This window comes from Streptomyces sp. NPDC092952 (genome assembly GCF_044754785.1).
Lineage (GTDB): Bacteria > Actinomycetota > Actinomycetes > Streptomycetales > Streptomycetaceae > Streptomyces.
This window is the reverse complement of the sequence record NZ_JBIVPT010000012.1, coordinates 192,934-213,398: the sequence shown is the minus strand read 5'-3', so window position 1 is coordinate 213,398 and position 20,465 is coordinate 192,934. Positions and strand designations below refer to the sequence as shown.

The 20,465-nt window shown below is 73.2% G+C and carries 18 protein-coding genes and 1 pseudogene; 15 read left to right on the top strand and 4 right to left on the bottom strand.

What is annotated here, in order from left to right:
* Positions 1-77: 77 nt before the first annotated feature.
* A pseudogene (locus tag ACIQGQ_RS26360) lies at positions 78-734 on the bottom strand (aldo/keto reductase); the annotation flags it as partial.
* 254 nt (positions 735-988) lie between these two features.
* On the opposite strand from ACIQGQ_RS26360, the gene ACIQGQ_RS26355 reads away from it, so the two are divergent.
* Positions 989-1,219, top strand: a complete 231-nt coding sequence (locus tag ACIQGQ_RS26355) for a hypothetical protein (RefSeq protein WP_402399697.1) — start codon at positions 989-991, stop codon at positions 1,217-1,219.
* 17 nt (positions 1,220-1,236) lie between these two features.
* Here the strand turns inward: ACIQGQ_RS26355 and ACIQGQ_RS26350 are convergent, their stop codons facing one another.
* Positions 1,237-2,064, bottom strand: a complete 828-nt coding sequence (locus ACIQGQ_RS26350; protein ID WP_402399714.1) for an alpha/beta fold hydrolase — start codon at positions 2,062-2,064, stop codon at positions 1,237-1,239.
* 152 nt (positions 2,065-2,216) lie between these two features.
* Between ACIQGQ_RS26350 and ACIQGQ_RS26345 the strand changes: the two genes are divergently transcribed.
* From ACIQGQ_RS26345 to ACIQGQ_RS26330, 4 genes are read left to right on the top strand one after another with little or no spacing between them, the layout of a single operon-like run.
* The gene (locus ACIQGQ_RS26345) at positions 2,217-3,212 is read left to right on the top strand and encodes a hypothetical protein (RefSeq protein WP_402399694.1); all 996 of its coding nucleotides are present in this window, start codon (positions 2,217-2,219) and stop codon (positions 3,210-3,212) included.
* Between the two features lie 50 nt (positions 3,213-3,262).
* Positions 3,263-4,138 (top strand): phosphotransferase, encoded by an 876-nt coding sequence (locus tag ACIQGQ_RS26340; protein ID WP_402399691.1) that lies wholly within the window; start codon positions 3,263-3,265, stop codon positions 4,136-4,138.
* A 38-nt stretch (positions 4,139-4,176) separates the two neighbouring features.
* Complete coding sequence (locus ACIQGQ_RS26335; protein ID WP_402399688.1) at positions 4,177-4,668, top strand: HIT family protein; 492 nt, start codon at positions 4,177-4,179, stop codon at positions 4,666-4,668.
* Positions 4,665-5,900, top strand: coding sequence for an MFS transporter (locus ACIQGQ_RS26330; protein ID WP_402399686.1), 1,236 nt, complete (start codon positions 4,665-4,667; stop codon positions 5,898-5,900). Before ACIQGQ_RS26335 ends, ACIQGQ_RS26330 begins: the two co-directional genes overlap by 4 nt.
* On the opposite strand, the gene ACIQGQ_RS26325 is transcribed toward ACIQGQ_RS26330, so the two are convergent.
* Both ACIQGQ_RS26325 and ACIQGQ_RS26320 read right to left on the bottom strand, forming a co-directional pair.
* Positions 5,894-6,091, bottom strand: a complete 198-nt coding sequence (locus ACIQGQ_RS26325; protein WP_402399683.1) for a hypothetical protein — start codon at positions 6,089-6,091, stop codon at positions 5,894-5,896. The two genes, ACIQGQ_RS26330 and ACIQGQ_RS26325, sit on opposite strands and share 7 nt — an antisense overlap.
* Before the next feature lie 83 nt (positions 6,092-6,174).
* Positions 6,175-7,263 (bottom strand): LacI family DNA-binding transcriptional regulator, encoded by a 1,089-nt coding sequence (locus tag ACIQGQ_RS26320; RefSeq protein ID WP_402399680.1) that lies wholly within the window; start codon positions 7,261-7,263, stop codon positions 6,175-6,177.
* 200 nt (positions 7,264-7,463) lie between these two features.
* Between ACIQGQ_RS26320 and ACIQGQ_RS26315 the strand changes: the two genes are divergently transcribed.
* The 10 genes from ACIQGQ_RS26315 to ACIQGQ_RS26270 are packed head-to-tail and all read left to right on the top strand — an operon-like array spanning position 7,464 to position 20,462.
* Complete coding sequence (locus ACIQGQ_RS26315) at positions 7,464-8,732, top strand: extracellular solute-binding protein (protein ID WP_402399677.1); 1,269 nt, start codon at positions 7,464-7,466, stop codon at positions 8,730-8,732.
* A gap of 12 nt (positions 8,733-8,744) precedes the next feature.
* Complete coding sequence (locus ACIQGQ_RS26310) at positions 8,745-9,716, top strand: carbohydrate ABC transporter permease (RefSeq protein WP_402399674.1); 972 nt, start codon at positions 8,745-8,747, stop codon at positions 9,714-9,716.
* Positions 9,703-10,626, top strand: a complete 924-nt coding sequence (locus ACIQGQ_RS26305; protein WP_402399671.1) for a carbohydrate ABC transporter permease — start codon at positions 9,703-9,705, stop codon at positions 10,624-10,626. Before ACIQGQ_RS26310 ends, ACIQGQ_RS26305 begins: the two co-directional genes overlap by 14 nt.
* Positions 10,627-10,670: 44 nt before the next feature.
* A complete protein-coding gene (locus ACIQGQ_RS26300) occupies positions 10,671-11,435 on the top strand; it encodes an SDR family NAD(P)-dependent oxidoreductase (RefSeq protein WP_402399668.1) in 765 nt (254 codons plus the stop codon).
* Positions 11,432-13,213, top strand: a complete 1,782-nt coding sequence (locus ACIQGQ_RS26295; RefSeq protein WP_402399665.1) for a heparinase II/III family protein — start codon at positions 11,432-11,434, stop codon at positions 13,211-13,213. Before ACIQGQ_RS26300 ends, ACIQGQ_RS26295 begins: the two co-directional genes overlap by 4 nt.
* A 3-nt stretch (positions 13,214-13,216) precedes the next feature.
* The gene (locus ACIQGQ_RS26290) at positions 13,217-15,202 is read left to right on the top strand and encodes a hypothetical protein (RefSeq protein WP_402399662.1); all 1,986 of its coding nucleotides are present in this window, start codon (positions 13,217-13,219) and stop codon (positions 15,200-15,202) included.
* Positions 15,203-15,204: 2 nt separating this feature from the next.
* A complete protein-coding gene (locus ACIQGQ_RS26285) occupies positions 15,205-15,807 on the top strand; it encodes a DUF624 domain-containing protein (protein ID WP_402399659.1) in 603 nt (200 codons plus the stop codon).
* Positions 15,804-16,883, top strand: a complete 1,080-nt coding sequence (locus ACIQGQ_RS26280) for a DUF1565 domain-containing protein (protein ID WP_402399657.1) — start codon at positions 15,804-15,806, stop codon at positions 16,881-16,883. Before ACIQGQ_RS26285 ends, ACIQGQ_RS26280 begins: the two co-directional genes overlap by 4 nt.
* On the top strand, positions 16,880-18,031 hold the full coding sequence (locus ACIQGQ_RS26275; RefSeq protein ID WP_402399654.1) for an SGNH/GDSL hydrolase family protein: 1,152 nt from the start codon (positions 16,880-16,882) through the stop codon (positions 18,029-18,031). The genes ACIQGQ_RS26280 and ACIQGQ_RS26275 overlap by 4 nt, the downstream gene beginning before the upstream one ends.
* Positions 18,032-18,038: 7 nt before the next feature.
* Entirely contained in the window at positions 18,039-20,462 is a 2,424-nt protein-coding gene (locus ACIQGQ_RS26270) for a polysaccharide lyase 8 family protein (protein ID WP_402399651.1), read from the top strand.
* Positions 20,463-20,465 lie beyond the last annotated feature (3 nt).

Sequence of the window (20,465 nt, the reverse complement as noted above, 5' to 3'; positions counted from 1 at the left end):
ACACCTACAATCACCACCGTGGACACACCGCACTCGCAGGCAAACCACCCGCCAGCCGCGTCCCCAACCTCACAGGGCAATACATCTAGGGCGTGCTCGTGGTCGAGGAGGGTGTAGCGGCCGGCGAGCAGGAAGCCGTCGGGCCGCGGCTCGTCGAGGCCGAGGGTCAGCTCGATGGGCTCGGTCTTGTTCACGCCCAGGCCCCACGCCTTGATGACGCCCTCGTCGCGCAGCCGGGACAGCACCCGGAACGCACCGGTACGGGCCTCCTCGAACTTCTGGATCCACGCGTCGCCGTGGAAGTCCTGGGCGATGTCGTGGACCCAGACGATGTCCAGGCGGTCGACGCCGAGGCGCTTCAGGCTGCCCTCGATGGAGCGCTCGGTGGCCTCGGCGGTCCACTCGTGGACGATCCTGTTCGGGTTGCCGTGCTCGAACAGGCCGCCCTTCTCCCCGAGGTCCGGGAGGTCCGTCTCGTGCTCGTCGAGGATGACCCGGCCGACCTTCGTCGACAGTACGTAGGAGTCACGGGGCTTGGTGGCGAGGACCCTGCCGAGGCGCTCCTCGGAGAGGCCGGCCCCGTAGAGCGGGGCGGTGTCGTAGTAGCGGATGCCCTGGTCCCAGGCGGCCTCGACGGTGGCGCGGGCCTCCTCTTCGGGGATCGCGCGGAACATGTTGCCGAGCGGGGCCGTACCGAAGCCGAGACGGCCGGGAAGGATTTCCTTGAGGGACATGACGGTGCCTTTGCTGGTGTGCGACTGGCACGCACATTAAGTTGCATGCGCGCCTTACTTGCAAGAACAATACTTGCAGACGCTTGCTAATGCAAGGTCGGGCTGCGCTTCGCCACGCGGCCGTCCGGCATCATGGGCCCATGGACACCCCGAGCACCGAGTGGATCACCGTCGCGGCCTACGAGAACCTGCCGGGCCGCCCCGCGCCGATGGCTGCCGTCCGCGCTTGACTGCGGGAGCGCGGCATCGACTGGATGCCGTTCGCCCCGGAGGAGATGCGGTCCGGACTGGCCTGCGGCATCGGCCCCGACGGCCACTGGCACGGCTGGTTCGACGTCCGCGTCCGGGCCGACGCGCTGCGGCGGCTCGGCCTCCATCCCGACCAGCCCGCGTCCGAGGTCACCGGCGACTCCCCGCCCGGCTGGTGGCACGCGGCTGCGGAACGGTACGCCCACCGGCACCCCGGGCGGCCGCCGAGGGAGTGAGGCGGCCGCCCGGCGGATCACCGCGCGAGGAACTCCAGCAGGTCGGCGTTGAACCGCTCCTTGTCACCCGGGACCATGGCGATGCCGTGCGAGCCGCCCTCGTAGACCTTCAGGGTCGCGCCGGGGATGATCTCCGCCGACCTGCGCCCGGTCGCGTCGACCGGCACGACCTGGTCGTCGTCGCCGTGGACGACGAGGGCGGGGACGTCGATCTTCTTCAGCTCCTCGGTGAAGTCCGTGTCCGAGAAGGCGTCGACGCAGGCGACCCCGGCCTCGATGGTCTGGGCCATGCCCATGAGCCAGAAGGCGTCCTTGTTGCCCTGGGTGACCTTGTTGCCCGCGCGGCCGGCGGAGAAGAAGCCGACGGCGGTGTCCTTCCAGAACTGCGAACGCTCGGCGACGATGCCCGCCTTGATCTGGTCGAACACCGCCTTCGGCACCCCCTCGGGGTTGCCCGGGCCCTGGAGCATCAGCGGCGGGATGGCCGAGAGCAGGACGACGGAGCGGATCCGGCCGGTGCCGTGGCGGCCGATGTAGCGGCACAGCTCGCCGCCGCCCATCGAGTGCGCGACGAGGGTGACGTCGCGCAGGTCGAGCCCCGTGACCAGGTCGTTCAGGTCGTCCGCGAAGGTGTCCCAGTCGTAGCCGTCGAAGACCGGGGTGGAGCGTCCGTGGCCGCGCCGGTCGTGGGCGATGCCCCGGTAGCCGGCGTCGACGACGGCCTTGAGCTGGTCCTGCCAGGCGTCACCGTTCAACGGCCAGCCGTGGATGAACACGACCGGGCGCCCGCGGCCCCAGTCCTTGTAGAAGATCTCGACCCCGTCACGTGTGGTGCACACGGGCATGGTGGCGTCCTTCCGTTCGTGGCTTTCGGCGGCGCTGGGCCGGTTCCAGGAGTGGTCGCGCATGGGTACGGAACTCATCCTCGGGGCTGCCCGGCGATCCGCAATCCGGGCCCGCTCCCGGCCGGGCCGTTCCACCCGGGTACGGTCCGCGTATGACCAGGACCACGCCGGACCGACCGGTGCCGGTGGAGACCGTCTTCCCGGAACTGGCCGCGCACCGGGGCCGGACCACCCGGCTGCACCCGAGACCCGGGCGGCCCGGCGCGCACGACAGCCATGTGGGTGGGCCGATGCTCTGGCCGGACGACGAGGCCTGGCCGGTCTGCCGCGAGCCGCACCGGCCCGAGCCCGAGGGGTACGCGCCGGACGGGATCCGCGCCGCCCGGACCACGGGCTCCCGGCCGCCGGCCCGGCCGTGGCCCGGTACCGGAACGCCCGGGGAGGACGGGCCGGTGCCCTTCACCGGGCTCGCCCAGCTCTTCCGCCGGGACGTCCCGGGACTGGCCGCCGGGCCGGACGGCGCGGATCTGGTGCAGCTCTTCCGCTGTTCCTTCGCCCATGGCCCGCACCTGGAAGTCCGCTACCGACTGCGGTGGCGGCGGGCCGCGGAGACCGGGCACGCCGGACGCCTCCTCGCCGCCCCGCCCGAAGCGCCCCTGCTGCGCCGGCCGGACGACCTTCCCGAACCGTGTGTCCTGCACCCCGAAGAGGTGGACACCTATCCGTGGGCGGAGGGCGACACGCTGCCCGCCCCGCTGCTCGCCCGTATCGACGCGTGGGACGACGCCCGGGCGGCGGAGCACGGCCCCGACGCCCCCAGCTACCAGGGCGACCTGTCGATCCCGCCCGGCTGGCGGGTCGGCGGCTTCCCCAGCTGGCCGTCGACGGGCCCGATGTCCGTCGAGTGTCCGTCCTGCGCCGCCCCGGGACGGCTGCTGCTGACGGCCGACGGGATCGAGTGGGACGGCTCCTCGCTCAGCTGGATACCGGTCGAGGACCGCGCCCTCGTCCTGCGTGGGAACGCCCCGGCCCCGGAAGGCGTGGCGATGGCCCGGCCCACCCGGCTCCGCTCCGGCCGCGACCGCGACCTGCATGTCTTCGTCTGCCCGGCCGACCCCGGACACCCGCCCCGGTGGGTGCTCTCCTGAACCGTGCCCCGGCCCCGGACTCGCCCGGCGCCCTGCCGGACAATGACCCGATGACCTCCGCACCGCGGCAGTGGACCCGCGCCGAACGCCTCGCCCCCGACCGGCTGACCGCCGCCGTGCACCGCGCGACGGGGGTGCGGCTGGTGGTCGAGGGCCCCTGTCCGGGAGGGCAGGTGGGGGCCGCGTACGTCCGGTGGCCCGACGGGCACCGGTCCGTGCTGAAGTGGCGGCCCGGCGCCCGGCTCGACGAGCTGCGGGCTGGCCCGCTGGCGGTCTGCGCGGTACTGCGCGAACGGGGGTACCCCTGCCCCTCGACGGAGCTGGCGCTCCAGGTGGACGGTGCGGTGGTGCTGGTCCAGGAGCTGCTGCCGGGCGCGCCGCCGGACGTACTGGACCACGACGGGCTGGACCGGGCGCTCGCCCTGAACGCCGCGCAGGCGGGGCTGCTCGCCGGGCGCCCCGACGTCCCGCGGGTGCCCCTGTATCTGCGGGAGGACGGCCCCGGCTACTGCCTCCACGATCCGCTGCGCCGGCACAGCGGGCGCGGCGCGGCGCTGGAGGAGCGGATCCGGTCGGTTGGCGCCGCCCATCCCCCGGTGCTGGCCGGGGACGACGTGGTGCACCTGGACTTCCACCATGGCAACCTGCTCGCCGTGGACGGCTCCGTCACCGGGGTCGTCGACTGGGACGGTGCCGGGCGCGGGGACCACCGCTTCGATCTGGTCACCCTCCGCTTCGGCCTGCACGCCGAGGAACAGCCCCCGGGCGTCGTCGGCCGCCTCGACGAGCTTCTGGACACCCTGCCCGAGGACGTCCTGCGCCCCTGCTGGGCCCACATGAGCCTGCGCATGACCGACTGGGCCGTCCGGCACTTCCCTCCGGAGCAGGTGGAACACTGGCTGGAGCTGGCCGAACAACGCCTGTGACCTGGGGTGTTCGAGCCGGTTCACGATAGGTTCCCGCGATGACCTCCGACTGGCGGGACAACCGCATAGCCAGTGCCCTGCGGGGCGAGAACCCGGCCGTCGTACGCCGCCTGGACGCGGGGTTCGCCGCGATCGGGGACGTGCAGTTCCTGCCCGGGTACTCGGTGCTCCTCGTGGACGAACCCGGGGTGCGCCGTCTCTCGGACCTTCCGAGGGCGAAGCGGCTGGCCTTCCTCTCCGACATGGACCGGCTCGGCGAGGCCGTCGAGCGCGCCTGCCTCCGTACCGACCCCGCTTTCCGACGGGTCAACCTGGAGATCCTCGGCAACACCGACGGCTTTCTGCACGCCCATGTGTGGCCCCGCTACGACTGGGAGCCCGCGGACCGGGTGTCCCTGCCGGTCTGGCTCTACCCGCGTGACCGCTGGACCGACGGCCGCTACGCCCTCGGCCCCCGGCACGACGCGCTGCGGGCGGCGCTCGGCGAGGAGCTGGACCGGACCGGCGCCTCCGGGGACGGTGAGAAGTGACCGCATCGGCCACCGGGGCGACGGCCGTCCCGACCCCGCTGCGGATTCCCGCCTTCCGGCGGTTCCTGCTCGCCAACCTCGTCTCCGCCACCGGTTCCGCGATGGCCCCGCTCGCGCTGGCCTACGCGGTGATCGGACAGGGCGGCGGGGCGGGTTCGCTCGGGACCGTCCTGGCCACGAACTCCGTACCGACCATCGTCTTCCTCCTCGCGGGCGGGGTGCTCGCGGACCGGTTCTCGCGGAGCCGGATCCTGTTCCTGGGCAATCTGCTGGCCGCGCTCGCGCAGGGGGCCCTCGCGGCGCTGGTGGCCACGGGCCATGCGACGACCGCCTCGATCGCCTCGTGCGGCTTCGTATCGGGGGTCGCCGTCGCCTTCACCGCACCGGCCGCGGTGGGCGTGGTGGGTCAACTCGTCGCGGCCGAGCAGTTGTTGCGGGCCAACGCCCTGGTCCGGCTTCCGAACAACGCCGTCAAGGTGCTGGGGCCGGTGGCCGCGGGGGTGATCGTCGCGGTGGGCGGCCCGGGATGGGCCCTGTCGTGGGACGCGCTCAGCTTCCTGGTCGCGGCCCTGCTGCTGCTCGGGCTGCGGCTGGACGCGCCGGTCGCGGCGGCGGGAGGCGCGATCGCCGATCTGCGGGCGGGCTGGGCCGGGTTCCGGGAACGCATCTGGCTGTGGACGTACACCGTCTCGGGCACGGTGGTGGTCGCCGCGTGGCTGGCCGGGTTCCAGCTCCTGGGCCCGGTGGTCGCGGCCGAGCACTACGCGGGGGCGCGGTCCTGGGGGCTCGTCCAGGGCGCGTTCGCGTCCGGGCTGCTGGCCGGGACGGTGCTGTGTCTGCGCTGGAGGCCGAACCGGCTGCTGGCCGTCGCCGTGGTCGCGAGCGCCGGACTCTGCCTGCCGCCGACGGCGCTCGGGCTCGGGCTGCCGCTCCTCTGGGTGCTGCTCGGCGCGGTGCTCGCGGGCATCGGGCTGGACGTGGCCGTCGTGGCGTGGAACACCGCGCTCCAACAGCACGTCCCCCAGGACGAACTGGGCCGGATGAGCGCGTTCAACGGGGTGGGCGAGCGGATCGCCATCCCCGTCGGCTACCTCGCCGCCGCCCTCTCCGCGCAGGTCTGGACCGAGCGGACCGTGCTCCTGGTCTGTTCCGGTGCCATCGTGGCGACCACGCTCCTCAACCTCTGCGTCCGGGACGTGTACCGGGTCAATCGCCTCCGGGCCGATCAGTAGGAGGGGTCGGCCGTGCCGTCCGCCGGGAGGTGGAGGGCCTGTCGCGCCGTCGTCGTCGTACGCGGGGCCGGGAGGGCCTGGGCGAGTGCGTCGGCGGTGACCGGGTGGGCGGTGCGGCCGGCCGTGGTCTCCGGGCCGAGGGCGCGCAGGCGGTGGGCGGCGTCGGCGCGGGGCGCGGCGTCCGGAGCCACCGGGTCGTGGCCGGTGCACCGGGCACCGGGCCTCGGCGTGCCGCCGCGGTCTTCGGCTCCTGACAGCCGCGGCAGCCGTGCCGCTACTCGGCCCCGCCCGCCCCCGCCGGTGCCGGGGCCGTCGACTCGCGGACCACCAGGCGGGGGCGGATGAGCAGGGAGCGGCCCGCAGCCGGGGCGGACTCGATGCGGGCGCGGAGCTGCTGGAAGGTCTCCGCCGCCATCTCCGGCAGCGGCTGGCGGACCGTGGTGAGCGGCGGCTCGAAGAGGTCGGCGAGGAGAATGTCGTCGAAGCCGACCACGGAGACGTCCTGTCCCGCGCTGCGGCCCGCGTCCTTGGCGCCCCGGCAGATCCCGATCGCGCACATGTCGTTGATCGCGACGAACGCGGTGGGCGGGCGCGGCCCGGACAGGAGCTCGCGGGCCGCGTTGCGGCCCAGCTCGGCGGCGTCCTTGTCGCCGAACTCGGTGGCGTCGGCGCCGGGCCAGACGATCGCGTCGGCCGGATCGAGGCCCGCCGACTCCAGGGCGGCCCGGAAGCCGCGCAGCCGTTCCCGGCGGTTGACGCTGTTGACGGAGCCGGAGACGAACGCCAGGCGCCGGTGGCCCAGTTCGATCAGATGGCGGGTGGCGAGCTCGGCGCCCATCGCGTTGTCGACGCTGATCGAGGCCAGTGACGGCGGGTCGCCCGCCTGCGCGGTGCGGTCGAAGGCGACCATCTTCAGCCCCCGGCTGAGCAGGGGCGTCACATGGTCGATGGAGGGCAGCGAGGAGCACAGCACCACTCCGCTGACCCCGTCCGCGAGCAGCTCCTCGCCGTACTTCAGCTCGCGGGCCGGATCGCGCTCGCTGTTGCAGAGCAGGACGTGGTACCCCTCGGCAAGCGCGATGGCCTCCAGCTCGCGGGCGAGGGCGCCCCAGAACGGGTTGGCGACCGAGGGCACGATGAGGCCGATGACCTTGATGCGGCCGGTGCGCAGCATCCGGGCGGCGCGGTTGGGCCGGTAGCCGAGCTGCTCGATCACCTGCTCCACCCTGGCCAGCGTGGCCGCCTGCATCCGGTCCGTACGCCCGTTGAGGACGTTGGAGACCGTGCTCGCGGACACCCCGGCCGCCCGCGCGACCTGATGGATCGTTACCCCGCTCATGCCACCTCCGGTTCGACTACGCATGACCCTATCAGTGTATCGATTTACTGAACATCGTTTACCACTACACCCGTTAACGCTCCGGAAAATTCATGCACACAAGCTGTTGACGCCCCTCTCGACGCCTTCCTAGCATCACTGCATCGATTTACCAGCGCTTCCCAGCCATGGCCGGGACTCTCTGCTGGATCGATCCACAGCCTCCACCTCAAGAGGGGTGTCCCATGCAACTCAATCGACGGTCGCTGCTCGCCGCCATCGGCGCCGGAACGGCCGCCGCCGCGCTCGGCGGCTGCGGGACCGGCACTTCGCCGGCCGGCTCCGCCGAAGGCCCCGCCGAGGGTGAGATCACTCTGCTCACCCCGATCTACGAGGGCGCCGACGGCAAGAAGCTGCTGGAGCAGGAGATCCTCGGCGGCTTCCGGAAGAAGTACCCGGACGTCAAGGTGAACGTGGACTACACCACGTACCAGCAGCTCAACGAGAAGATCACCACTGGTCTGGCGGGCGGTCTGCTGCCCGACGTGCTGATGATGGGCGTGGGCTGGATCCCCCCGTTCGCGGCGAAGAAGGCGATCGCCGAACTGCCGGAGAAGTTCGCCACCGCGCACGACTACGAGGAGCGGGTACTGGAGCCCTCCCGGTACGGCGGCAAGCTGTACGCGCTGCCGGTCGTCCTCGACACCCGCATCGTCGTCTACCGCAAGGACCACTTCGCCGAGGCCGGGATCAGGAAGACCCCGGCCGACTGGGCCGAACTGCGCGCCGTGGCCAAGCGGCTGACCCGCGGCGGACGGATCGGCTTCGACCCGTTCTCCATCGAACTGCGCCAGTGCTGGGAGACCTTCCTCTTCGCCAACGGCGGGCAGCTGTTCAGCCAGGACGGCAAGAAGGTGATGTTCACCGACGCGCGCGGGGTCGAGGCGCTCCAGTTCTTCAAGGACCTCGTCGCGGACGGCTCCGCCGACTACGGGAAGAAGACCGAACTCGGCGCCCCGTCCAACGTCCAGACCGGCAGGGCGTCGATGATGATGACGTCGAGCGCGCTGTGGAAGCAGGTCGGGGACCAGGCCCCGGACCTGCTGAAGGAGGACAGGCTCGGTGCGTTCGTCCTCGCCAACCGCAGGCCCGCGATGCTCCAGGGCGGCACGCTCGTCAGCCAGTCCGCCGGTTCGAGGCACCCCGCGGCGGCCCGCGCGCTCGTCGAGTACCTGGCCGCCCCCGAGTCGGTCCTCGGTGCCGCCAGGCAGCGCGGTTCGGTGCCCGGTCTGAAGGACCTCGGCGACACCTCGTACGTGAAGGAGAACGAGTTCGTCGACCTCTCCCTGCGGAGCATGGGCGACGCGTGCTCCGAGGGCGGCACCCCCGCGTGGATGGAGATCCGCGAGAAGATCAAGCCGACGCTGGAGCCCGCGATCGTGGGGAAGCAGTCCGCGAAGGACGCCATCGCGGAACTCGGCCGGCTCGCCGAGGCCGCCATCGGCCGGATGTAGGGACCCGTCACCGTGGGAACGACATCCGTACTCAAGGCGCGTCCCGCGCCGCCCGCCTCCCCGGACGCACGCCCGGCCGCGCAGCGGCGGCGCGCCCGCCGGACCCCCACCGGACCGGGACGCCGCAGGCAGCGCGCCGGCATGCTGATGGTGGCGCCCGCGCTGCTGCACGCCTCGCTCTGGATCGGTCTGCCGGTCGTCGCGTCGGTGGTCCTGGCCTTCACGAAGTACGACGTGCTGACGGCGCCGCAGTTCGTGGGTCTGGACAACTTCCGCGAGATGCTGGGCGACACGGTCTTCCGCAAGTCCGTCGTCAACACCGTCGTGTACACCTTCTTCACCGTGCCGTTCGGCATGCTGCTGGGGCTGCTCGTCGCCCTGGCGCTGCACACCGGCCTGAGGGCGCGGGGGATCTTCCGTACCGCGGTCTTCCTGCCGCAGGTGACCGCGACGGTGGCGATCGCGCTGGTCTGGCTCTGGATCTACAACCCGGGCAACGGGCTGTTGAACACCCTGCTGTCGTTCCTCGGGATCGACGGCCCGGCCTGGCTCTCCTCGACGACCTGGGCGATGCCGTCGGTGATCCTGGTCGGCATCTGGCAGGGCATCGGCATGAAGATGCTCATCTATCTGGCCGCGTTGCAGTCCCTGCCGAAGGAGCTGTACGAGGCTGCCTCGGTGGACGGCGCGTCCAGGGTGCGGCAGTTCTTCTCGATCACCCTGCCGCTGCTGAAGCCCGCGACCTTCTTCGTCCTCATCACGTCGATGATCAGCGCCTTCCAGTCCTTCGACCAGATCTACATCCTGACCGACGGCGGCCCCGCCAACAGCACCACGATGATGACGTACGAGATCTACAAATCCGCCTTCCGGGAGTTCCGCGTCGGGTACGCCTGCGCGCAGTCGCTGGTGCTGTTCGTCCTGCTGATGGGCTTCACCCTGGTCAACCGGCGGATCATGGGAGGCACCCGTGGCCACAACTGAGCCCTGCGCACCGGCAGCCACGCGCGAGCCCCGGCGGGCGAGGAACCGCAAGCCGGTCCCGGCCGGCCGGATCGCGCTCTACGCGACCCTGGTCGTCGTCTCGCTGCTGATGGTGGTGCCCTTCGTCTGGATGGTGCTCACCTCGCTCAAGACCCCGGTGGAGATCGCCTCCCAGGACGCCGGACTGCTGCCGGAGCACTGGGAGTTCGGGAACTACGTCGACGCGCTCAGGGCGGCGCCGTTCGCGACGTACGCGCGCAACAGCCTGATCATCGCGGTCAGTCACACCACCATCAACGTGGTCGTGGCGTCGATGGCCGGGTACGCGCTGGCGCGGATCAGGTTCCGGGGCAGCGAGGTCATCTTCTACCTCTTCATCGCCGCGCTGATGATCCCCACGTACACCAAGGTGCTGCCGGAGTTCCTGATCGTCCGCTTCATGCCGCTGGCCGGGGGGAACGACATCCTCGGCCAGGGCGGCAGCGGCTGGCTGGACTCCTGGTGGGCGCTGATCGTGCCCGGGGCGGTCACCCCGTTCGCGGTCTTCCTCTTCCGCCAGTTCTACCTGGACCTCCCGGTGGAGCTGGAGGAGGCGGCCCGGCTCGACGGGCTGGGCGAGTTCCGGATCTACGCCCGGATCATGACCCCGCAGGTCAAGCCCGCGCTGACCACCGTGGCGCTGCTGACCTTCGAGTCGTCGTGGAACAACTTCCTGTGGCCGCTGCTGGTGACCCGCACGGACAGTCTGCGGGTGATCCAGGTGGGGCTCTCCGTCTTCAAGACGGAGAACGGGCCCCAGTGGCACTTCCTGATGGCCGGCACCACGCTGGCCACCCTCCCCATGGTCGTTCTCTTCCTGATCGGCCAGCGCTACTTCGTCCAGGGCTTCGCGACCGCCGGTCTCAAATGACCCCGCCCGCCCCGGATTCCCCCTCCTCGAAAGGTACGTGCTCCATGTCTGCTGATCTCCACGGTTCCCGCGCGCTGGTGACGGGGGCGGGCCACGGCATCGGCCGGGCCATCGCCGTCGCGCTCGCCGAGGCCGGTGCCGACGTCGCCGTCCACTACCACTCCTCCGCCGACGAGGCCGCGCGGACGGTCTCGGAGATCGAGGCGCTGGGCCGCCGGGCGAAGGCGCTGCGGGCCGATGTGACGGTGACGGAGGACGTGGACCGGCTCGTCGAGGAGGCGACCGGCTTCCTCGGCGGCCTGGACGTCCTGGTCTGCAACGCCGGCCATCTGATCGGCCGGGCCACCGTCGCCGAGATGACCGACGACCACTTCGACCGGGTCCTCGCCACCAACCTGACCTCCGCCTTCCGCACCGTGCGCGCCGCCCTGCCGCATCTGAAGGAGTCGGCGGCCGGGCGCGTCATCACCATGTCCTCGCTGGCCGCGCACAACGGCGGCGGCCCCGGTTCGGTGGCGTACGCGGCGGCCAAGGCCGGTGTCCTCGGCCTCACCAAGGGCCTGGCCAAGGAGTTGGGCGGCACCGGTATCACCGTCAACGCCGTGGCCCCCGGCTTCATCAAGGGCACCGCCTTCCACGACACCTTCACCGCCCCCGAGGCCCAGCACGCGATCGAGGCGAGCATCCCGGTCGGCCGGGCCGGCACCCCGCAGGACGTGGCGGCCGCGGTGGTCCACCTGGCCTCGCCCGCCTCCGGCTTCCTCACCGCCACGACGGTGGACATCGACGGTGGCGTGTGGCCGCGGTGAGGCGCGTTCCCCGGGAGCGGGGCGGCTGGTGGCACGCGTACGTCTGCCCGGCGCACGGCGTGGAGCTCGATCACGGTGATCTGCTCGGCGGGGTGTTCCCCGAGGGCGGCGCACGGTGCGCGTACGGCTGCCGGGTGGACGACGAGGCGGTGCGCGGCGCCTGGCTGGTGCTGTCGCACCAGGCGTGGGCGCGGCGGGTGCGGGTGCTGGCGCACCGGGGCGAGCGCGCGGAGGCGGTGGCCCGGCTGGTGGAGTACGCGGGGCTGTACGCGGAGCTGGCCACCGAGCGGCACGGCGAGGCGCAGGACTGGATGCTGCGCGGCCGCCTCTTCCACCAGGCGCTGACCGACGCCATCTGGGCGGTGAACATCGGCCACGCCGTGATCACGCTGGCCGAGGACTCCACCGAGGGCCTGGCCGGTGTGCTGCCCCTGCTGGACGCGCTGGAGCGGGCCGCGCTGGACGCCCGCTCCGTCCTCACCGGCCAGGGCCTTCTCGCGTCGAACTACACCGCGTGGCTGAACGCCGCGGGCGCGGCGGCGAGCCGGGGCGCGGCGGCGGTGCGCGGCCGGGCGTGGGACGGGGCCGGGAGGTGGCTGGAGGGCGAGCACGGGCTGTACGCGCATCTGCGGGTCGCGGTCGCCGAGGACGGCTGGGAGTGGGAGGGCAGCACCTACTACCACGGGTTCGTGCTGCGGGCCGCGCTGCTGGCGCTGCGCGGCGCCGACCCCGCCGCCCTGCCCCCGGACGTGGTGGACGTGCTGGCGGGGATGACGGACGCGCTGGCGGCGGTCGCCACGCCGGGCGGCATCCTCCCGGCGTTGCACGACGGCCCGTACCGGCGCGCCCCGCTCGCCCTGGAGTGGCTCGAACTGGTCGCACTGGCACAGCAGTTGACGCCCTCCCCCGCCCTGGAGGCGGTGGCCGGGCGGGCCCGTGCCGAGCTGGGCGGGGGCGACGACGGGCTCGACCGGGAGCTGGGCGGCTGGTTCGCCGGTCCGCCGCTGCCGAACCGGCCGGCGCCCGGCGCGGTGACGGTGTTCCCGGACACCGGGTACGCGGTGCTGCGCCACGCGGGCGTCCACGCGCTGCTGGACTTCGGCCCGCACGGCGGCTCGCACGGCCACCGCGACAAGCTGTCGTTGTATCTCTACGGCGACACCACCGCATGGCAGCCCGATCCGGGCCAGGTGCCGTACGCGCACGCCGAGTTCCGTGAGCTGTACGCGTCGACCCGGGCCCATCCGGCCTTCCGGGTGGACGACGGGGAGCAGGCGGAGTGCGCCGGGCGGCTGCTCGGCTCGGACGCCGCCTCGGTCACCGCCGAGGTGACGGAGGCGTACGAGGGGGTGCGCGCGGTGCGTCGGGTGGTGCTCGGTGACGGGCATCTGGTCGATCTGCTGACGGTGGAGGCCGGGCCGGAGCGGTCGCCGGTCGCGCAGTTGCGCCCCGGGGTGGCGCTGGACGTCCAGGTCCGGCCCTCGGGCGAGCTGCACACCACCTGGTACGGCGACGAGGTCCTGCACGGCCGGCACGTCCACACCCCGGGCACGACGGTGCGCCCGGTGTCCCGGCCGGGCCCCGGCCCGGCGGACGATCCGCAGCGGGTGCGCACCCATGTCGACCTCACGGCGCGGGCGGAGCGGGTCACGTTCGCCTCCGTGTACCAGGCGGCGTCGGCCGCTCCCGCGGTGACCGGCGTGGAACTGGACGACGACGGGGTGCTGACGGTCTCGCTGGCCGACGGGCGAAGCGCCGTGTACCGGACGGAGGGCTGACCCGTGCTGCTCTCGGCGACCCCGCCGCCCGGACCGCGCCCCGCGCAGCGGGCCCGGCTGTACGCGGAGGCCGTGCGCCATCGCGGACTGACCCCGCCGCGCACCCACCCGCTCGCCAGCGTCACCTGGCTGGGCCCCGCCGCGTCCAACCCCGCGCTGGCCCACCGGGTGGGCGGCGACCCGGCCCATCTGGCGGAGAGCGCGCGGTGGATCGAGGCGGCCGCGCGGCTGCCGCACTGGGGCCGGGCCCATATGCCCGACCACGACCTGGACGCCGGCTGGCTGCTGCACCACCTCTCGCTCGCCCTGCGGTGGATCGGCGACGAACTGCCGGAGGAGACGCGGGCGCTGCTGCGGTACAAGCTGCTGCTCCAGGGGCGGCGGATGTACGAGTTCGCGGTGGCGAGCGAGGGCGGCTGGTGGTCGTCGTCGTACTGGCAGAACCACAACTGGATCTGCCACGCGGGCCTGGCGACGGCGGGTTACGTCCTGGGCAAGGAGGAATGGACGGAACGCGCCAGGGACAATCTCGGCACGGTCCTCGATCTGCTGCCGGACGACGGCTCGCACGCCGAGGGGGTCGTCTACTGGCGCTACGGGGTGCCGTTCCTCGCCGCCCATCTGGACCTCCTCCAGGAGGCGGAGGGCATCGACTGGTGGGAGCGGGGCGGTTTCCTCTCCCGTACCTTCCGCTACCGGATGCACCAGCTGGCCCCCGGGTTCGCGTTCAACGTCGACCACGGCGACTGCCACGACCGGCGCAGCGGGCACAGCGCCGGGCTGTACTACCGGCTCGCGGCGCGGTACGGGATCCCGGAGGCGCAGTGGCTGGGCGATCTCGTCTCGGACGAACTGCTGTGGCAGGAGGCGGAGCACAGCGGGGTACGGCCGGGCATCCTGCCGGAGGCGTACCTCGAATACCTCTGGTACGACCCGTCCGTCCCGGCCGAACGGCCCACCGAGACCCGGGCGTTCTTCCCTGACCTGGGGCTGCTCGCCGCCCGTACCGGCTGGGAGGACGACGCCACGCTCGTCTCGTTCAAGGCGAGCCCCGGCGGCGGCCACAAGGCGTGGGAGGCCTCCGCGAAGCACCGGGCGGAGCGGGGCTGGGACACCCTGGACCAGGGGCACCACCATCCCGATTCGGGCTCGTTCGTGCTGGTCTCGCAGGGCGCCTTCCTCGCGGTCGACGAGGGCTACAGCAACCGCAAGCGGGCCGCGCACCACAACCTGTTGCTGGTGGACGGGCAGGGGTACGCGGACGAGGACCGGTACCACGTGTACCGGGACATCCCCCACGACCGGCAGGCCCGCCAGCGCGACGTGCTCCTCGCGCCCGACCGCGGCTGGGCGCACGCCACGGCGGAGATCGCCGCGATGTACGACCCCGCGCTCGGGGTGCGGCGGCTGGACCGGACGCTGGTGTTCACCCCGGCGGGGCGGCTGGTGCTGCTGGACCTCGCCGAGGCCGGGGCGGAGCGGGAGTGGACGTTCCTCCTCCAGACCGACCGGCCGACCGAGCCGCTGCCCGGCGGCGACCGGCTGATCCGGTCCGGGACGGCCCGTGCGCTGGTGCGGAGGTTCGCGCCCCTGGACGCCCGGGTCGTCGCGGAGACCACCGAGGTCGAGGCCAATCCGACATCCAGCACACCGGAGCTGCGGCTCACCCGCACCCTGCACACCCTGCGGGCGACGACCGGCCCTTCGGCCGGGGCGGCCTTCCTCACCGCGATCGTCCCGGGCGCGGAGCCGGGCCCGGCCGAGCGGGTGGGGTGCGAGCGGGGGTGGGGCGTCTCCTTCGACACGGAGACCGTGCTGCTCTCCCCCGTCGACCGCCGCATCCGTACCGCCGGGGTGTCGGCCGACGCGGCAGCGGTGCTGCTGGGTGGCGGCGACCCGGCCCCGTACGTGGTGGCGGCCACCCGGCTGGAGCGGGACGGCCGGGTGCTGCTCGACGTGCCGGAGCCGTACACGGGAAGGGTGGGCTGACCATGGGCGCGCGTTCCTCGTCCACCTGGCCGACGCTGCTGCGGCGGCTGGAGTTCGTGGCGTACCCGGCGGCGGCCGGGGCCGCGTTCACCGTGCTGTCGCTCGGGATCGTGACCTGGCTGCCCGCGCTCGCCGCGCTGGCGCACGCGCTCCAGCGGTGGCGGGAGGAGGGGGACGGCCGGTGCTTCACCGGGACGTTCGCCGCCTTTCCCCGCTACTGGCGGGCGCTGTGGCGGCACTCCCTCGCTTCCACCGCGGCCGGTGGAGTGCTGGCCGTCAACACCGTCCATCTGCTGGGCCGTCCGGAGCCGTGGACCTTCGTCCTGCTCGCCGCGCAGGTGGGCATCGCGGCCGCGCTCACCGTCCACCATGTGGCGCTGGCGGCCGAGGCGGGCCGGTTCCCGCACGGTTCGGTCCGCGCCTGGTCGCGCGGTGCGCTGGCGCTCGGCTTCGGCTCGGCGGCCCGTGGCACCGCGCTGCTCGGAGCGGTGGTGTCCGCCGCGCTGCTCTCCCTCGTCGTACCGCTGGGCCCCCTGCTTCTCGGTCCCAGCGTTCCCGTACTGCTCGCCCTGTCCTTCGCCGATCCCAGGAGGCACACCCCATGAGCCGTGTTCTGCGTTCCGCTCTCGTCGCCGCGCTCGCCGCCGGCGCCCCGCTCGTCCTGCCCCCGCCGTCGGTGGCCGCCGGGGCCGCCACCGCTTACTACGTGTCGCCGTCCGGCAGCGACGCCAACGCCGGTACGGAGCAGGGCGCCCCGCTCGCCACGATCCAGAAGGCGGTCGACCTGGCGCCCACCGGCGCGGTGATCAACCTCGCCGCCGGGACCTACCGGCAGGACATCGTCACCAGGCGCGCCGGGGTGACCATCACCGGCCCGTCGGACGCCGTGGTGAAGGGGGCGGGCGAGGCCCGGATCATCCAGGTTCAGCACGATTCGACGACGCTCAGCGGCTTCACGGTGGACGGGCTGCACGGTTCGTCGGCCGATGTGTCGGGGTACCGCCTCAAGCTCATCTATGTCATGAGCACGACTCCCGGGAACGGGGTGGGCGGGCTGCGGATCACCGGGATGACGCTGAAGAACGCCGCCGACGAGTGTCTGCGGGTGCGCTATCTGGTGACCGGTGCCGACATCTCCGGGAACACCATCACCCACTGCGGCGTCAACGACTTCGTGTTCGGCGGGGGCGGGAAGAACGGCGAGGGCATCTACCTCGGCACCGCTCCCGAACAGCAGGGGGCCAACGGCGCCCCGGACGCCGCCCCCGACATCAGCAGGAACAACCGCATCCACCACAACACCATCGCCACGTACGGCAACGAGTGCGTCGACATCAAGGAGAACTCGACCCACAACTACGTCGAGTACAACGACTGCGGCGCCCAGAAGGATCCCGGCTCCGGCGGCCTGGACGCGCGCGGCAGCGGCAACATCCTCCGCTACAACACGGTCCACGACAACGTCGGCGCGGGCATCCGCCTCGGCGGCGACACCGCCACCGACGGCACCGACACCAGCGTCTACGGCAACACCATCACCGGCAACGCGGGCGGCGGCATCAAGTTCATGCGCACCCCCCAGGGTCCGGTGTGCACCAACACCATGAGCGGCAACACCGGCGGCGACGCCGTCGGCACCTACGGCGGCGCGTACGACCCGACGGGTGCGTGCCCCGCGTGAGCGGCTGGGCACCCGCCAGGCGCGGGGTACTGACGGCGGCGGCCGGCGGGCTGGCCGCGGTCGCGGTCACAGCACCGGCGGCGCGGGCGGCCGGTCCCTCCGGAGGTCCGGGCCCGTCCCGCTGGACGGTCTCCTGGGCCACCGCGCAGACCGCGCCCACCCCCGCCGACCCGATGGCGGCGGCGGGCCTGACCGACGCCCTGTGCACCACCCGCGTACGGCTGTCGGCGGGCGGCCGGGTCCGGCTGCGCTACGCCCACCCCTTCGGCACCTCACCGGTCCTCGTCGGCCCGGTGACGGCCGGCGGGCGGCCGGTCGCCTTCGGCGGGCGGCGACAGGCGTGGCTCGCCGCGGGCGCCTCGCTGACCAGCGACCCGGTCGCCGGGCTGCGGGCCGCCCAGGGGGCACGGCTGACCGTGGAGACCCGGCTCCCCGGGCCCACCGGCCCGCTCTCCTTCCACCGCAACACCCATGCCTCGCACTCCGTCGACGGCACCCGTACCACCTCGGTGTTCCTGCTCACCGGCGTCGAGGTGACGGGCGCTCACGGACCGGCGGTCGCGGTGCTCGGCGACTCCATCACGGAGGGCGTCGGCACCCCGGACGACGCCGATCTGCGCTGGCCCGACCAGCTCGCCGGACGGCTGCCCGGATCGGCCGTCGCCAACCTCGGCATCAGCGGCAACCGGCTGCTGCTGGACGACGCCCGGTTCGGGCCGGGCGGCCAGGCCCGCTTCGACCGGGACGTGCTGGCGCTGCCCGGACTGCGCACCGTCCTCGTCCAGCTCGGCGTCAACGACCTCCAGCAGCCGCCGCACCAGACCGACCCGGCGCTGATCCTGGCCGGATACCGGCAGCTGGTACTGCGGGCCCACGGCTCCGGACTGCGGGCGGTCGGCGCGACCATCACCCCGTTCGAGGGCTGGACCCGCTGGACCCAGGAACTGGAGGCGGTACGGCAGCACGTCAACGCCGCGGTGCGTACCGGCCGGGTCTTCGACGCGGTCGCCGACTTCGACGCGGCGCTGCGCGACCCGGACCGCCCGTCCCGGCTCCGGCCCGCGTACGACAGCGGCGACGGACTCCACCCCGACCCCTCCGGTCACGCCGCGCTGGCCGCGGCCGTGGACCGCCGACACCTTCTGTGAGGACCGCATGACCGACCCCGGCACCACCTCCCGCACCACCCGCCGCACCGTCCTCGCCACGGCTGCGGCCCTCGGCGCGGCGGCCGTACTCCCGCCGCCCACCGCCTCGGCCACCGGACGCGCCACCACCGGGGCCACCGCCGACGACCCCGCCGCCCTGCGCGTCCGCTGGCACACCCTGCTCACCGGCGGCCCCGGCCTCGACCTGGCGGACCCGCGGATCGCGGCGGCCGTGGTCCGGACCGGCAAGGCCGCGACCACCGCCGTCAAGGGCCTCGACCCGGCCCGGACCGACGGGCTCTTCCCCGACCTCACCAGCACCGCCCTCTCCAACCATGTGACGACCTCGTTCAAGCGGCTCGCCACCGCCGCCACCGCGTGGGCCGTCCCCGGCACCCCGCAGTACGCCGACCCCGCGCTGCGCGATCTGCTGCTCGCCGGGGTCGACTGGATGCTGGACCACCGCTACGGGCCCGCCCACGCCCGCTTCGACAACGACTGGGACTGGGAGATCGGCTCCGCGCTCGCCCTCAACGACACGGCCGTGCTCCTGTACGACGTTCTCGGGCCGGAGCGGCTCGCCCGGGTCACCGGGGCCGTGCGGCACTACACGCCCGACCCGAACCTCTGGCGGGCCGACCGGCAGATCGCCACCGGGGCCAACCGGGTGTGGGTCTCCACCGTGGTCGCGGTCAACGCCGTGCTCAGCGGCGCCGGCGACGACCTGGCCCGGGTCCGGGACGCTCTTTCGGACGTCGAGGGTTCGGGCGCCAACAGCGTCCTGGCCTTCAACGACGCCAACGCGGCGGCGGAGGGCACCGGCGAGGGCTTCTACTCCGACGGATCCTTCCTCCAGCACTACAAGCACCCGTACAACGGCGGGTACGGCAAGGAGCTGCTGAACAGCCTCTCCCGGCTGCTGAACCTGCTCGCCGGCACCGCCTGGGCGGTCACCGATCCCGACCTCGACCACATCCGCGGCTGGGTCGACGACGGCTTCGACCCGCTGCTGGTGCGCGGCGACGTGATGGCCTCGGTGTGCGGGCGGGAGATCGCCCGCCCCAGCAAGCAGGGCCACGTCTCGGCGCAGACCGTCATCGAGGCGGTGGTCCGGCTGATCCCGGGCTTCCCCGGCGAGACCGGCGACCGGTTCACCGCCCTGGTCAAACAGTGGATCACCGAGGACACCTACCGGGACTTCCTGGCCGTCACCGACCTGGCCTCGCTGGTCGCCGCGCAACAGGTCCTCGCCTCCCCGGTACCGGCCCGGGGACCGCTGGTCACCCACAAGCAGCATCCCCGGATGGACAAGGCCGCCCACCGGCGCCCCTCCTTCTCCCTGGGCATCTCCGCGTACTCGTCCCGGATCTACAACTACGAGTCGATCCAGAACGAGAACCTGCACGGCTGGCACCTCTCCGACGGCATGGTCCTGCTCCACACCGACGACCTCGGGCACTACAGCGAGGACTACTGGCCGACCGTCGACCCGGCCCGACTGCCCGGCACCACCGTCGTCGCCGGACGCCCGGCGGACGCCGCGGGCCAGCGGACCACCAGCACCGCCGACTGGGCGGGCGGCACCGCCCTGCCGGGCACCACGCTCGGCGCGTACGGCATGGAGCTGCGGGCGTACGGGAGTTCGCTGCGCGGGCTGAAGAGCTGGTTCTGCCTGGACGACGTGATCGCCTGCGTCGGTTCGGGCATCGGCGCCGACGCGGGCACCGTCGAGACCGTGGTGGAGAACCGCAAACTCCGCGACCCGGCGGCGGCGCTGCTCGTCGACGGCACGGCGGCCCCGGCGGACACCGGCTGGTCGCAGCGGCTCGACGGGGTGCGGTGGCTGCATCTGGCCGGGACCGGCGGCTACGTCTTCCCCGAGCCCGTCACGCTCCGGGGGCTGCGCGAGGACCGCACGGCGACCTGGCGGGAGATCAACCTCAAGTACGGCACCGACACCCCGGTCACCCGCCCGTACCTGACGCTCTGGCAGGACCACGGCACCGCCCCGGACGGGGCCGGCTACTACTGGCTCCAGGCCCCCGCGGCCTCGCCCGGGCGGACCGCCCTGTGGTCGGCCGCACCGCCCGTCGAGGCCATCGCCCGCTCCACCGCCGTGCACGCGGTGCGGCGCGGCTCGGACGGGCTGCTCGCCGCGAACTTCTGGACCGCGGGCACAGTCCGGGAGCTGGCCTCGGACGGACCGGCCTCGGTGCTGGTACGGCCGGACGGCACGACCGTGAAGGTGGCGCTGTCCGACCCGACGCAGCTGCGGTCCACGGTCGTCCTGGACCTGGCACGGCCCGGTCTGACCGTCGCCTCCGCCGATCCGGGCGTGCGGGTCGCCGCCTTCCGTGGCGGCGTCCGGATCACCGCCGACACCGCCGGGCGCCACGGCGCAACCCTCAACCTCACCCTGAAGAGGAGCTAGACC

What these genes read in the sequence shown, in the direction of transcription:
- ACIQGQ_RS26355 (WP_402399697.1), top strand. Translation starts at nt 989, where the DNA reads ATGCCGTTCGCCCCGGAGGAGATGCGGTCCGGACTGGCCTGCGGCATC.
- ACIQGQ_RS26350 (WP_402399714.1), bottom strand. Translation starts at nt 2,064, where the DNA reads ATGCCCGTGTGCACCACACGTGACGGGGTCGAGATCTTCTACAAGGAC.
- ACIQGQ_RS26345 (WP_402399694.1), top strand. Translation starts at nt 2,217, where the DNA reads ATGACCAGGACCACGCCGGACCGACCGGTGCCGGTGGAGACCGTCTTC.
- ACIQGQ_RS26340 (WP_402399691.1), top strand. Translation starts at nt 3,263, where the DNA reads ATGACCTCCGCACCGCGGCAGTGGACCCGCGCCGAACGCCTCGCCCCC.
- ACIQGQ_RS26335 (WP_402399688.1), top strand. Translation starts at nt 4,177, where the DNA reads ATGACCTCCGACTGGCGGGACAACCGCATAGCCAGTGCCCTGCGGGGC.
- ACIQGQ_RS26320 (WP_402399680.1), bottom strand. Translation starts at nt 7,263, where the DNA reads ATGCGTAGTCGAACCGGAGGTGGCATGAGCGGGGTAACGATCCATCAG.
- ACIQGQ_RS26315 (WP_402399677.1), top strand. Translation starts at nt 7,464, where the DNA reads ATGCAACTCAATCGACGGTCGCTGCTCGCCGCCATCGGCGCCGGAACG.
- ACIQGQ_RS26300 (WP_402399668.1), top strand. Translation starts at nt 10,671, where the DNA reads ATGTCTGCTGATCTCCACGGTTCCCGCGCGCTGGTGACGGGGGCGGGC.
- ACIQGQ_RS26285 (WP_402399659.1), top strand. Translation starts at nt 15,205, where the DNA reads ATGGGCGCGCGTTCCTCGTCCACCTGGCCGACGCTGCTGCGGCGGCTG.
- ACIQGQ_RS26280 (WP_402399657.1), top strand. Translation starts at nt 15,804, where the DNA reads ATGAGCCGTGTTCTGCGTTCCGCTCTCGTCGCCGCGCTCGCCGCCGGC.
- ACIQGQ_RS26270 (WP_402399651.1), top strand. Translation starts at nt 18,039, where the DNA reads ATGACCGACCCCGGCACCACCTCCCGCACCACCCGCCGCACCGTCCTC.